General features: G+C 42.0%; 14 protein-coding genes. 4 read left to right on the plus strand and 10 right to left on the minus strand.

Annotation, left to right across the window (positions count from 1 at the left end; all coding sequences use genetic code 11):
• Positions 1-218 precede the first annotated feature (218 nt).
• Complete coding sequence (gene cysQ / locus J8L98_RS22925; protein ID WP_210998373.1) at positions 219-1,025, minus strand: 3'(2'),5'-bisphosphate nucleotidase CysQ; 807 nt, start codon at positions 1,023-1,025, stop codon at positions 219-221.
• Between the two features lie 2 nt (positions 1,026-1,027).
• Positions 1,028-1,591 (minus strand): ADP compounds hydrolase NudE, encoded by a 564-nt coding sequence (nudE, locus tag J8L98_RS22930; protein WP_210998374.1) that lies wholly within the window; start codon positions 1,589-1,591, stop codon positions 1,028-1,030.
• Between the two features lie 60 nt (positions 1,592-1,651).
• Here nudE and yrfG point away from each other — a divergent pair, with 60 nt between their 5' ends.
• Complete coding sequence (gene yrfG, locus J8L98_RS22935; RefSeq protein WP_210998375.1) at positions 1,652-2,314, plus strand: GMP/IMP nucleotidase; 663 nt, start codon at positions 1,652-1,654, stop codon at positions 2,312-2,314.
• 1 nt (position 2,315) lies between these two features.
• Here the strand turns inward: yrfG and J8L98_RS22940 are convergent, their stop codons facing one another.
• The gene (locus tag J8L98_RS22940) at positions 2,316-2,936 is read right to left on the minus strand and encodes a dUTP diphosphatase (RefSeq protein ID WP_192506038.1); all 621 of its coding nucleotides are present in this window, start codon (positions 2,934-2,936) and stop codon (positions 2,316-2,318) included.
• Positions 2,937-3,041: 105 nt separating this feature from the next.
• On the opposite strand from J8L98_RS22940, the gene J8L98_RS22945 reads away from it, so the two are divergent.
• Complete coding sequence (locus J8L98_RS22945) at positions 3,042-3,683, plus strand: peroxiredoxin-like family protein (RefSeq protein WP_210998376.1); 642 nt, start codon at positions 3,042-3,044, stop codon at positions 3,681-3,683.
• A gap of 42 nt (positions 3,684-3,725) precedes the next feature.
• Here the strand turns inward: J8L98_RS22945 and J8L98_RS22950 are convergent, their stop codons facing one another.
• The 3 genes from J8L98_RS22950 to J8L98_RS22960 form a co-directional block, all read right to left on the minus strand.
• A complete protein-coding gene (locus J8L98_RS22950; protein ID WP_210998377.1) occupies positions 3,726-6,074 on the minus strand; it encodes a fatty acid cis/trans isomerase in 2,349 nt (782 codons plus the stop codon).
• Positions 6,074-6,442, minus strand: coding sequence for a hypothetical protein (locus J8L98_RS22955; RefSeq protein ID WP_210998378.1), 369 nt, complete (start codon positions 6,440-6,442; stop codon positions 6,074-6,076). Before J8L98_RS22955 ends, J8L98_RS22950 begins: the two co-directional genes overlap by 1 nt.
• Positions 6,443-6,550: 108 nt before the next feature.
• A complete protein-coding gene (locus tag J8L98_RS22960) occupies positions 6,551-7,219 on the minus strand; it encodes an SDR family oxidoreductase (protein WP_210998379.1) in 669 nt (222 codons plus the stop codon).
• A 169-nt stretch (positions 7,220-7,388) separates the two neighbouring features.
• On the opposite strand from J8L98_RS22960, the gene J8L98_RS22965 reads away from it, so the two are divergent.
• Entirely contained in the window at positions 7,389-8,141 is a 753-nt protein-coding gene (locus tag J8L98_RS22965) for a hypothetical protein (protein WP_210998380.1), read from the plus strand.
• Here the strand turns inward: J8L98_RS22965 and J8L98_RS22970 are convergent.
• The gene (locus tag J8L98_RS22970; RefSeq protein WP_210998381.1) at positions 8,122-8,931 is read right to left on the minus strand and encodes a VOC family protein; all 810 of its coding nucleotides are present in this window, start codon (positions 8,929-8,931) and stop codon (positions 8,122-8,124) included. The genes J8L98_RS22965 and J8L98_RS22970 overlap by 20 nt on opposite strands.
• A gap of 96 nt (positions 8,932-9,027) precedes the next feature.
• A complete protein-coding gene (locus tag J8L98_RS22975; protein ID WP_210998382.1) occupies positions 9,028-11,751 on the minus strand; it encodes an EAL domain-containing protein in 2,724 nt (907 codons plus the stop codon).
• Positions 11,752-11,802: 51 nt separating this feature from the next.
• Between J8L98_RS22975 and J8L98_RS22980 the strand changes: the two genes are divergently transcribed.
• Positions 11,803-12,786, plus strand: a complete 984-nt coding sequence (locus J8L98_RS22980) for an extracellular solute-binding protein (RefSeq protein WP_210998383.1) — start codon at positions 11,803-11,805, stop codon at positions 12,784-12,786.
• On the opposite strand, the gene J8L98_RS22985 is transcribed toward J8L98_RS22980, so the two are convergent.
• Together J8L98_RS22985 and J8L98_RS22990 are read right to left on the minus strand one after the other, a co-directional pair.
• Positions 12,787-13,473, minus strand: a complete 687-nt coding sequence (locus tag J8L98_RS22985) for a hypothetical protein (protein ID WP_210998384.1) — start codon at positions 13,471-13,473, stop codon at positions 12,787-12,789.
• A gap of 80 nt (positions 13,474-13,553) precedes the next feature.
• Positions 13,554-13,841 (minus strand): hypothetical protein, encoded by a 288-nt coding sequence (locus J8L98_RS22990; protein ID WP_192506048.1) that lies wholly within the window; start codon positions 13,839-13,841, stop codon positions 13,554-13,556.
• Between the last annotated feature and the right edge of the window lie 130 nt (positions 13,842-13,971).

Consider the following 13,971-nt stretch of genomic DNA (forward strand, 5'->3'; position numbering starts at 1 on the left):
ATGAGCCCGACGAGCTACCAGGCTGCTCCATCCCGCGCCTGTAATTTTAAGTAAAATCGCTTAAAATTTATTCTCCTAAAAAACAATGTTTTAAACTTGTCTTTTGAAGAGGTCGCTATAGTATAGGATTCTATTTTAAATGCAAGCAATTAAGCACTTAATTTTCGTTAAGTGCTTTATATACCAAAACGCAAGTAAATAATTGCCAACCTTGTGCGTTATTTAGACAGTGACCGTCGTTGATGTGGTGTGATCATTGTCTGCCAAGGCCAATCTTGGTGGCCCATCACAATAAAGTCTGGGTTTTCGATACTCTCCCTTTGGTTATAAGTAAGTGGATTAAACTCTGCGTCAGTGATACATCCCCCCGCTTCTTCCACTATTACTTGAGACGCGCCGGTATCCCACTCCCCCGTCGGACCAACCCGTAAAAAGCAATCTGCTTGACCTTCCGCGATAATACATGCCTTTAATGAACAAGACCCTAATGCAATTGTGTCAAACTGCCGTTCAATAAATTGACTGACAACTTCCAATTTTTGTCTACGGCTTACTGCAACAGTGAGGTTATTTGGCTTTGATACATAGATTTGCGTGTCCTGTGTCGCTGAACGTTTAAACGCCCCGCCGCCATGAACAGCATAGTAAGTGGTATTTTCAGTCGGCCAATATATTACTCCCAACACGGGTTTATTATTCTCAATCAAAGCAATGTTGACCGCAAAGTCGCCACTTTCTAAAATAAACTCTCCTGTCCCATCCAGTGGGTCGAGTAACCAATAGCGGTGCCAAGATGCTCGCTGTGATAATTCAGGGATCGGTGTTTCTTCTGACATAATAGGAATATCAGGGGTTAACTGTTGTAGCCCAGCCATAAGCACCTCATTGGCGGCAATATCCGCCAAAGTCACAGGCGTCTTGTCTGACTTTTCTCGCGCGCCAATATCGTCATTTTTATAAATTTCCAATATCGCGGCGCCTGCTTGCGCGGCAAGCGTAATACAAGGCTCCAATAATGAGTGCAAACTTACTCCTCCGATGCTAAAAATTGCTGTAATAACAGTAATGCGGCAACACTTCGAGCCTCTGTAAAATCCACTTGAGTTAGCAAAGATTGCCAATCGTGTAATGGCCATTTAACAACTACCAAGGGTTCAGGTTCATCACCTTCAAGGCATTGTGCGTAAAGCTGCTGGGCAACAAGTACATGCATTTTGGCATTAAAGTAACTCGGTGCTAAAGACAGCGTTTTTAAATCTGTGAACTGTTTCGCTCCTACGCCCACCTCTTCCTTTAGTTCCCTATTTCCAGCTTCAAGCGGTGTTTCACCAGGATCAATAAGCCCTTTCGGGAAGCCTAATTGATAATCATGCGTACCAGCACAATACTCTCTCACTAAGAGTAGTTCATTTTCAGCCGTTATTGGGACGATCATAACGGCACCTCGACCGCCGCCACGAACTCGTTCATATTGGCGTTGCACGCCATTGGAAAACTGCAAGTCGAGTGACTCCACAGTAAACAGCTTACTTTTAGCCACGACTTCACAAGTCATGATCTCAGGTGGACAAGGGTGCTTTTTCTGTGACATAGGCGTTTTTTTGCTATCATGACGGTAACTTAATCATAAAGCCTTTAACGAAAAATGCCTATGCTAAATTGGTCAAATATCGACACCGTTTTACTTGATATGGATGGCACACTACTGGATCTCCATTTCGACAGTCATTTTTGGCTCGATGTGATCCCTCGGGAGTACGCCAAGAAACAGGGGATTAGCTTAACCGATGCGAAAGCTGAAATTATGAAGCGCTACGAAGCCGTCGGAGGCCAAATACAATGGTATTGTTTAGATTATTGGCAAGCACAACTCGACTTACCCATTATGGACCTTAAGCGAGAAATTCAGCACCTAATTACCATTCGTGACGACACTCCCGCTTTTTTACAAGCTCTCAAAGCAGCCGGTAAAGAGCTAATATTACTCACTAATGCCCATCCTGATAGCTTATCGTTGAAAATAGAGCGCACACAGTTTGACATCTACTTAGACAAAATTATCTCCACGCACCAATACGGTGTAAGTAAAGAAAGCCAGTCTCTGTGGCAACAAGTACAAGCTGACTTGCAATTTGATAAGCAGCGCACTTTATTCGTGGATGACAGCTTAGCCGTCTTAGATGCCGCCAAACACTATGGTATTGCCCATTTGCTCGCAGTCGCAAACCCTGACAGCAAACAGCCAGCGAATAAGATCACTGGCTATCAATGTGTGACTGATTACCGCCACTTACTCCCATTAACAGAGGAATAAACTAGCTCGGGTAACGCGCAACTAAACCAGCATATACATTTTTGGCAAAATCTGGATGCTCTGTATCGAGGCTTTTTACGACGTCAACTAGGTGCTCGTTATCTTCTTGGCCATTCCATACTTTAATGTACGTACCATCTTTGTAGCCATGATCTTGACGGAAAAAGTTCAGCGTATTTTTGCCAACATAACCGCGATATAAATCGTCAATACTCATGTCAATTTGCTGCATGCACCCAGCAAAGGCTTCTGCATTAAACGTTTTATCCGCAACAGCTGATGCTGCCAATTGCTCTAGTGTTTGTTTAAAATCAGCACCACAATGCGGTTGCTGTAATTGTGTATCAAGCTGCTGCGCCAGCGCCTGATATGATGTTTCACCATCAATACGTAGTGACAAACCAAAGTGAAATATATCCACCAACTCTAGTATCACTTGTTCTGTATCAGGTGTTTGCTTTTTCCACCACTTCCAACCGTAATGGTCGAGCATTTCTGCACATTCAACCCAGATAGCACGATACCAATCAAACCCTTGGTTAAACCACTGTTCATGAACTTTTGTATTCATGGCGTTTTGCATTTCTAGCATTACAACCAGTTTAGTGACATTGGCAGACATTGTGCTCTCTCTATGATCATTTCAAAGGCAATATGATACCCCACTGAAAGAAATTCGCCACTGGTCCGTTCTAATACAAGTCACTAATTTATTCATGAGAGTTTTATGCGTTTTCTAACAGCTATATCAATTATTATAATTGGCTTTTTCGTAAGCCCAATCACTCACGCGGCTCAAGTTACTAATATTGAGTCTGCCCCTGAACGCGTTAGGCCTTTGTTACCAGGCTTAGACGCCCCTCAATTGACGTTAAGAAATAAAGACAATAAATCAGTCAATTTAAACAGCCTATATGCCGACAATAAAGCAACAGTCATTGTCGTTTATCGCGGTGGATGGTGTCCATATTGCTCTCGTCAATTAGCTGGGATCCAAAAAATTGAAGCACAAATTGCAGGCTATGGTGCAAAAATCATCGCGGTATCTCCTGATAGCCCAGCAGCATTGGCAAAAAGCAAAATCGACTCACCTAATTATCAGTTACTATCTGATAGTAAACTGGCATTAGCACAGGCTCTGGGTGTTGCGTATTTCTTAGATGAGAAAACAGCCAAAGCATACCGTGATCGTATGGGTGTCAATTTTGTTGATTTAGATGGACAAAGCAAAGTCGCCTTACCGGTACCAGCGGTATTTGTAGTCGACAAAAAAGGACTGGTGCAATTTCAATATACGAACCCAAACTACAAAGTTCGTTTAGATGAATCTGTATTACTCGCCGCTGTGAAAGCCGCGAGTATATTGTAACGCTCCCTAACTAAAACCGTTAGCTTGTTAAATTATTGACATCTAACGGTTTTCCAGTCTATTATAATCAAACAGTCCATAGTCTACACCCCGATACTCTTTCGCAACGTTATGTAATATATCACTGTACTGCCAAAACTGCGGGTGCGTCCGACGAATACCAAACTGCGCTTTTAAAGCGCGATAATCTGCTTCACTTGCAACCGCTTGCAGTTGCGAAATAAACTCTGTTGCATGTACTTCATTTGGCAAATACCAGATTGCTTCTGGGTAATCTCCGATAAACCCTGGGACTAATGTGGCTGTGTCTTCTTGATAGGCTCGCTGACCCTTTTCATTCAACAAGCTTGAAATGTTATAATGCGCATTATGATGGATCAACGTGTAGGCTTTATGGCTCTGCCCTGTTGGGCCTTTCTGCAAAATATATGACACTTGAGGCAGTAAATTTATGGTCGTGGCAGGCAAGTGATTGAGTGCTTTAAATGCCTCAGGAACAGCACTATAATCATATTCTTGGCTCAATACAGGTGCCAAATGTTGTTGAAACTTATCAAGTAACTCATCTTTTGGTGAATTCGTTACAAACTCAATACCCGTTGGCGCGCCCCATAACGCCTTACGATTTATGAACTCACTTAAACTTACATGTGAACGCCTATACCAATGATCCCGCACTTCTTTACGAATACTTTTTGGCAAAAAGTTAATAAAGTTCTGCTCACCCTCTAAACGTAAAAAGTCCATATATAGGCGCGTATTTAACTGATGGCCTATATTACCGTATACGTCAAAGCCCGCCACCAGCAAATAATGAATACGTTCAAATAATGCATAGTCAAGTACCCAAACTGTTTTTGGTTTTTGTCCAACAAAGCCTTTTACCACCGTTGCACTGTCAAAATGGCGAAATACCGTTAGCGCAGCATTTTGATTATGCCCATCCCCTTGCCATAATAAATCTAGAGTTAAGTTTTCCCCATCCCCGAGTAACTTATTGGCCAATGCTGTTTTCGCTTTTAAATAGGCATGCTGCTGAGTTGCATACTTCGTCCAACTAGATACCGGCAACACATTACTTTGTTCTGAAGCAGGCAAAGCCAACTCATCATCATGCGATAACAACAACTCACTCACTTCTGGAGAACTGTTTTTACCCGGATCAACAAACGCCACCCAAAACTGGTCATTAATCACATTTAATGCCACTTGTCCTCTACACACGGGGCCTTTGATATAACCCTTAATGATCAATTCCGCTTCATCAAGCATAAATTGATATTTAGATTTTACCGGGATTTGTGAAAACGCTTTAAATGGATTCGACGCAACCTTGGCATCATAACTCGGCAAATACGTTACGTCATAATCCGCACCAATAAACTGCTGATATAACCGCAGCATCTTCTTTCCATCTAGCGCAAGCGGCATATGCGTTTTGGCCAATATGGTAGTACGCTCATGCATTAACCGATAATAGACACGCCCAGTTTGCGGATCATCATACGGGCGACGAGTTGCAATGAGTTTAATTTCTTGCCCTGGGGGGGTAGTCGAGCGTACCAACTTAAAAAAGCTCGGTGATGCTGTTTTTACCTTGGTAGGAAAGTAAATATTGGCAAGGTACCAATGTTCATAAATATATCTCGCAGCCAATCGATGCTTTAGGCTATCTTGATTTAGAAATGCTTCCCACTGTGACACCTGCTTTATATCCTCCTCTGTGGGTGGGAGAATATGGGCCATTTTGGCGCCTTTGCGCATCCATGATGTTAGGATATTGAACTCTTGTGGTGATATCGCTGGCAATCCATAAGGCATCCCCGCATGAGGTTGATGTCTTGCCAATGCGGAATACTCATCCATATTTGCACAACGCTGGGTACGGTCTAGTGAAAAATCAAACTCTTCACCCAGTATGCTTTGCGATGGTAGCGGATGACCCATCTTTAACAGCAAACTATTGTATAATACACTCCCTAACAAGTTCGCCTGTTCTGTTTGTACTCGCTCATTCAATACCGGTGTAAATCCCTTTTCACGCCACTGCTTTGTGTTCGCGGCATCATACAACAACCTGCTTGGCTGTTGAGCCAATAACCTTGTGCCGTCATAGACCCGTGTTTTACTTACCCCTCGGTCAATCCCTTCAGGTGAAGATAGCTTAAGTTGGCACGGTGCATCATAACAGCCGTGACACACCACACACCGTGTATCTAAAACAGGCTTAACCACTTTTAAATATTCTGCTGCGAGACCATACTGACCACTACTCAAACGTGCTTGAGTTTGCGCTTTACCAAACAAGTCATCATATTTGCTAAAACCAATTGCGGTACACCCACAAAGCAATAAAAAGCCAATCAATAGGGCCCAGAAGCGTTTTTGCATTAATCCTCCTCGACTTCTTCGCCTAAATCAAAGGTCGGCATCATCTCTACCGGAGGGGAAATAAAAACTTGCTCAGATTCATCACTGAGTACGGCACTCAATATCGGGCCATGATTCAGTAATAACTGGGCTTGGTGTGAGCCTGTTGCTAACGCTGAAAATGTGACATCTCTCACTTCAAGATCATACGCATCTAAAGTAATACTGACACTTTCATCTGCTCTCGGATTTTGGCATAAATTAGCCAGAAGTGTTTCATCGAGCGTAACATTTAACACTAAATCAGGCATGTCAATATTACGCGTTTCGATTTCATCATTTAATAAAAATAGCGGCAAAGTAAGTGGTGTATTTTGTGATAATTCCATAGATAATCTGCATTCAGGTGAACTCAATTGATGTGCTCATATTAGCATAAATAAACTAAACTTTATTGACTCTATGGTCGACACTTCTTCGCCTCTATAAAATGTCTTTTACCAAGGAAGTGGATCACCATTCCCATGTAAAAAGCTGCCACTGGATTCAAGCGTCAGTTCCTCAATACGGGTAATTAACCTATACGCTGCTTGCTCAGCTGAAATATCTCCTGCGTAATTCACCATCTCAGTTTGTACGAACCCTGGGTGCAACAATGTTAACGCGACACCTTGATCTTTTAATTCATGCGCTAAGCTCACGCTCGCGGCATTTAATGCGGCTTTTGACATGCGATAGCCAATATATGCGCCAGAGCTATTATCTGCAATTGATCCCATTCGGCTGGTGATCATAGCAACTTTAGCACCGGGTGAAAGATTCTGCTGTAATGCATGCACAACACGAATTGGGGCAATGGCATTTACCTGTAGCTGTCGTTCTAGGGCTGAAAAGTCCATATCAGTCAGTGTTTCATTACTAAATACCCCTGCGTTATTGATAAGGACATCTATCGGTTGTCCAGATAAAGCCTCCTGTAACACAGAAATGTCCGTCGTGTTGCTTACATCGATGTCAGTTACAATATTGACCTCATTCAATTGTTCAAGGGCATCAGATGAACGACGAACAATGGCTGTTACCTGATAACCAGCTAAAGCATACTGCTTGCAAAACTCTAACCCAATACCTCTATTGGCCCCTGTGATAACAATGTGTTTATTCATATCAATTCCTAATTACCCGACACAATATTTAACCCGAAACGCTTTCACGTTACATAATTTGAACTAATATTTTTGGGGTAAGATACATAAAAATCAAGCCAGTGCTAAGCAATCAGTATGCAAAAACAACAATCATTAACTTACGTATTTATGGACAGGTAGACTCACTATGCGCACCTTACTACTGATTATATCAGTACTTTTTATCCTCCCTTGCAATGCAAAGCCCTACACAATTAATGCCAGTGAAGCACTCTCCTATCAGCTAGGCCAGCAACAGGTTACCGCCATCATGACCGAAATTTATCAGCCATTGAACATCGTTCCTGAAGTGATATTTTTACCCAGTTACCGAGGATTAAAAAATGTGGATCAGGGCCTACTCGATGCGGAAGGCGGTCGTGTTGATGTTGTGATGACAACGTACAAAAACGTAATAAAAATACCAACTCCCATTGCGCAATCTCAATTAGCCATTTTTTGCCTTAAACCACACAGTTGCCAGGTAAACCTAAAAGATCCCATATTGCGTATTCATGGTAACCTCATTGCGGAACACTATTGCGCCAAAAAAGGTTTAAGCTGTACTGCTGTGCAAAATGACATTTCTGCTTTCCAAGCATTGGTAAAAGAACAAGCAAATATACTGTTAGCAAACAGCGTATTTCCCAGCGGCTCTTTGTGCACCGCAGGAATTAAAAAAGTGTACATTAAACTTCTGCACGCTAAACCTCATCGCATCTATCATTACGTGCACCAGCGCCACGTAAAACTGGTCAGCGCATTAGATGCATCAATTAAGGCATTACATCACTCTGGTAAGCTGCAAGCTTTAATTGACACACTGCTTCAGAGCTTTGCAAAATGTGGTGGTGAAGTGATCAAGTTACCGCAATCTCTGCCTATTGTTCAGAGTCAATAATATCTCCTGAGGTCGACTCTAAAATTGAAAATACAGCACCGCTAGGGTCGCTCAATACAGCAAACCGACCCACTTGCACAATATCAGTCGGTGGCACACATACTGTGCCAGCGAGTTGCTCCGCTTGCGCTACCATTGCATCACAACTTCGCACAGAAAAATAAATCATCCAATGTGGCGTAATACTTTCATCCCACTCTGATGTCATTTCCATTAACCCTGCAACAGGCTCTGAATTGACGCTAAACAGGGTATATTGTGACTCCCCCATAGGCATAATCTCGGCTTCCCACCCTAAAAGCTGTGTATAGAAAGAGGTACTTGCTGCGACATCTTTGGATGCCAGTTCATGCCAATACGGCACATTAAACTCAAATTTTCGTTGGTAACCTGAGTGCTCCTTCGCTTGCCACAGTGCAACTAAAGCACCTGTTGGGTCGCTCATCATAACCATTCTGCCTGCACCAGGCACATCATGTGGCCCGTGAATAATGTGTGCGCCTAAACTTTGCGCTTCAACGGCTAATACATCAACATTTTCCACTGCAATATACGCCAACCAATGGCTCTGAACCTGTGCGTCTACTTGCTCTTGCATCATTTGATACATGGCGGCTATATCATCTTTATCCTTTTGCAGCATCGTGTAATAGTAATCATCACCAATAGGTTGATCATCAAACTGCCAGTTAAATAATTCGGTGTAGAATGTTTTTGCTGCTGACCAGTCACTCGAGCATAATTCAGCCCAACAAAATGTATTATTCGTAACAGAGGTTACTTTTGGCATATATGGCTCCATTGCTCATTGCTTAAAGTCAATATCAAGTAAAGCACAAAATCAGATACTCACATGGGTTTGTATTACATTCTCAGTACTGAATGCCTATTGCGTAACCAATTCTAAATATGGCCTACCATAGGTCTGAATAAGTAATTCTGCTGCTGCCTGACGTTTTAATGGCTTGCTCATAAGGTACCCTTGGCTTTGTTGACAATGCAATGCCCCTAATACGGCTAATTGTTCTGGTGTTTCAATTCCTTCTGCGGTCACTTCTAAATCAAAACTTTTCGCAATTGCACAAATTGCTTCTATCAGCTGACGAGCGCTGCCAGCGCACTCAATACCGTCAATAAATGCCCTATCAATTTTTAAACCATCCACAGGCAATACGCTTAAACGAGCTAAGCTACTAAAACCAGTTCCAAAATCATCGATATAAATACCAAATCCAAGTTCATGCAATTGCTCTAATGGCTCAATCAAACTGTCCTCCACCATCATCATCGCAGATTCAGTCAATTCAATTTTAAATTGTTGCGGTGACACATCACACTGAGCAAACAATTGCTTTAACCAAGGTACAAACATCCCACTTTGTAGTTGTAAGGGAGACACGTTCACACTCATAAACAGCCCTTCACAATTATGCTCACTCATAAACGATAGTGCCTCACGAAATACCCACTGACCTAGCACGTTTATTTTGGCACATTCTTCCGCGATTGGAATAAACTCTGCAGGGCTGACAAAGCCCAGCTCTGGGCTTTGCCACCGCACTAACGCTTCAAAGCCTCGCAACACCTTGCCATCTCGACAAAAAATAGGCTGAAATTGTAATTTAAGCTCAGTGTCTAACGTCATATCATGTAATGCGCGCTCGACTCTCAGTTTCCTAGAAGCTTCACAGGCAATCGCTGGACTATAGATGTGATAGCAATTCTTACCTCGCTTTTTTGCCTCATACATAGCAATGTCCGCATCATGCAGCAGCTTTTCTGCTTCATAATTCAAACATGGAACGGTAAACTTCCTAACCCCAACGCTGCCACTAATACTATGACTCTGCTCTTGATATATAAAAGGTTTACGTATTTCTACCAGAATATCTTCCAATACGCCCTCTAATGGCATCGGCAATTTGGCAAAATCAATTAATACCGCAAACTCATCTCCTCCCAAACGCGCAATGTCAGCAAAGTTCCCTAGCAATATTCGCATACGTGTTGCAAATTCAACCAACAGTCGGTCTCCAGCGAGATGACCCAAGGTATCATTAATCAACTTAAACCTATCTAAATCAATATATAGCAATATATACTTTCGCTCTGTGACCGTTCGACACGTTTCAACCAAATTCAAGAATGTTTGTCGATTAATCAGATCTGTTAAACTATCATGCTGAGCTTTGTACTTGAGCTGTTCATTAAATAATTTAAGTTGCGTAATATCTGTTACACGCCCTTCATACAAGGTCCCACTAGGGTTATGTAACCAACTTCCAGTTTGTCTAAGCCAAATACTATCTTTAGACTCTACCTGCGCTAACCATTCTAATTCGTCATGTCGCGATTTCTGATCAATGATGGCTTGCCACTGCGTAGCGAACTCATCATCAACGATATATTGGCTTAAATACGCCCCGAGGGGTTTGTCCTCTACGCCGATAAGCAAGCGCCTAAATGCAGGGTTAGCATCAATAAGTTGACCGTGCCCATCAAGTACAAAAAGCCCTTCATTACTGTTCAAAAATAGGCTTTTGTACTTTCTTTCAGCGCTGATCTGCTGTTGTAAAGCCGCTAAACGCCTATCCGATTCAACACTTAACCGCTCATTGGCTTGCGCTAGGCTTGTGGTGCGCTCAACCACTATTCTGTTAACAACGTTATTCCTAGAAACCAGATATCGTACTTGCATCCATACGAGCCAAGCACATAGACTTGCCACCACAATGAATCCTGCAATCATCAATTGCCTATTTTCGAGTAAACTGGGGGCCAATTGCTTCTGACTAAATAACTGTAACATCAACTCTTGACCATAAAAGTCGATATGTTGATATGCACCTACTTGTCGACTTTCTAAACTATGCGTGTTTTGCCAATCAGAGCTAAACAGCACCTGTTGTTGTGTTAAAACACGAATGTGCTGTTGACTTGTCTGGTAAATATGACCAAACAAACCTTCTAGTAAAATTGGTAATTCAAAGCTAATACCCAATGCTGATGCAGCTCCATCGTGATCAGGCCTTTGTACCAGCAATGTCCATTTAGCTTGATCTCGCCAGTTGATGGCCATCAGACTTTGTTGTTCGTAAAGGGCGTTGATTTGTTGTTCGGCAAAATTTAAGCTATCCCCCATTGTATGCCCATATTCGGCCATTGGGGCCACGTTCATCAATGTGAGGTAATGCTGGCTGTGTGCTTGCGCTAAACGTACTTTATAATCAAAAAAGCCCTGACTTTTCTGACTGGCTTCCACATTCGCCACTTGTTCAGCACTAATGATTCGATACAATTCTAGCCGTAGTTCAACGTCACTGCCCGGAAGCTGGGACTGTGCGACTTGGTTGAAAAGGTCCATTTCAAAACTAGGCACCAAATAAGAATCAATCGAATATAACAAATGCCCAACGTATGATAGTTTGGTATCAAGTTGATGATGGTACTGCGATAGCTGCTGTTGTAATGTTTGCCGTTCTTGCTGTTGGTAATAATTATTCAGTAAATAACCTACATACAGCATGACTGATACAAAAAGCGCAAAACACGCGGCACCAAACTGCACTGGTGAACGTAAAACTGAAATTATTGGCGTAACTATAGACATATGTAAATGACGTTGTATTCTATACACACCTGATAATAGTTCTTATTTACAATGAAGAAAAGCAAACTTTTACTTTATTCCCTTATATTGATACAAAGTGCCCCAATATTTGCTAATACAGCGCATTTGAATGTTTATTCGTTTCGTAAATATGAGCTCATTGAACCTGTCATTAAAAAATTTGAAGCACAGCACAATATTAAAGTTAACGTCGTAAATGGTAAATCCAAATACTTACTCGCTCGCTTGAAAAAAGATGGAATGGACTCTCTTGCTGACGTGATACTGAGCTCTGATTTAGTACAGTTACATGATCACAAAAACCTCTTACAGCCAATCCCACATCTTGCTCAGTGGGATCACATCCCGAGTGAACTTAAAGATAATAATGGATTTTGGGTCAGCATTTCGATGCGAACACGTGCGCTTTTCAGTCATAAAGATGATACATCATCACCACCACTTCGCTATGCATCATTAACACGCCCACAATACAAAGGCACCTTTTGTGTTCGTAACTGGCAGCATAGTTATAATCAAATGCTCGTAGCCTCGCTGCTTGCCAGTGAATCAGGCTCAGATACAGCATGGTTACCCATCGCTAATCAATTATTGGCAAAAAGACCCACAGGTGGAGACAGAGATCAATTGCGCGCTTTGGCCAGAGGGCAATGCCAATATGCACTGGCAAATCACTACTATTGGACCATGATGAAGCAATCCAATAACAAGCTAGACCGTGACCTAGCTGAAAAGCTTAACATACATTATATGATTGCAAATGATGGTACTACACCTATTTCCACGACCACCGCAGCAATAGCCAAATATGCGCCAAACAAGCATCACGCTCAAAAATTCATCCAGTTTTTATTAACAAGTGACACACAAAGCGTCTATGCCAATTCACTAGCTGAATACCCTGTCATTGAAAAAGCAACAAGTAGAGTGACGCCATTTACCCCTAATATTACCGCAGTAAAACAAAGTCTTTCGTTATTAGACATAGCCAAAAAGCGCCTACAAGCACTTTAATTATTGTGCATAAATAACGCGTAAATCACAATTGAACAACTTAACCGGATACTCTCGGTGGCCCAAAACATGGTACGTCGTGGCTTTTTTTGGGCCTTGCAACGTCATCACCTGGTGGTGCTCTTCACGGTAAGCTTGCTGTATACGGCCATATTGTCCTGTGTAAATAAGGGTTAAATACGGTGCTTCGTATTGCCACCCCCCCGAAACATTGTGAGTACTTAGCACCCCTTCCTCACGCCACTGTCTCTCTGCACGCAAAACAACACGACTATCGTGCCCACTGCAATCGTGGGTATAAAGTAAATTAGGGGCAACCTGTTTACTAGCTAGAGCAGGAAAATATAACCCAAGGTTACCCTGCGAGTAAAAGTGATTATCATGATTAAACACTCGGGTATCAAGGCGTTCAAAGCCCAATTTGTTTACAAGAAGTGTTACCTCATCAACTATCGATTGAGTCAAATCTCCCGGGAAGTAGAAAAGGGTTGGGTTGTCATATACTCTTTTAGATATCACATTATTAAGACGGTACTCAATACCTAAAGCATCTAACTCATTTGTTAATATGGACTGTTTATTTTCTTCTAACACCGCATGATATACATGTACCTTACTAGTTGATTGGCAACCAACACATAACACCAACCAAAACATACTGGATATAACGCCATGTACTCGATTCATAATTTATTACTTGCCCCACCATTGATTACAACTGTAATCAATGGTGGGGCAAAATGCAACGTCAAATCTCTACCATGCGCTTACGTTTCATATTTAGCGGCCCATTGTTGTACCGTCGATTTCTTATAAAGAATGTCTTTAAATAGGCGATGACGCTCGTATTTCAGTGTCAATTCCTTGGTGTCAGTACCAGTCATTATCTGATTATGGTATTCATTAAAGCGCGAGATCACACGATAACTATGGGCTGATTTATTTGCCACTCGTGCAAAATGTGCTTTCAAATAGTTTCTCACATCTTCTGCGGTCATTAAGTCTAACCCATCTAAGTTCATTAACTCTTTTTTTAACATCGCTCGAATACCCATACTTACGTCGCCCTTGTCTTGAGATGTGCTGTCTTATGCCTAGTATTAGCTTCTGAACCAAAATACACACAAATAACGATATCTAAGTTAAAGACCATAAAAAAAGACAAAAAGTTTCGTCAGCTGTCGC

It is taken from the genome of Pseudoalteromonas sp. MMG013 (assembly GCF_018100885.1).
Taxonomy (GTDB): Bacteria; Pseudomonadota; Gammaproteobacteria; order Enterobacterales; family Alteromonadaceae; genus Pseudoalteromonas; species Pseudoalteromonas aurantia.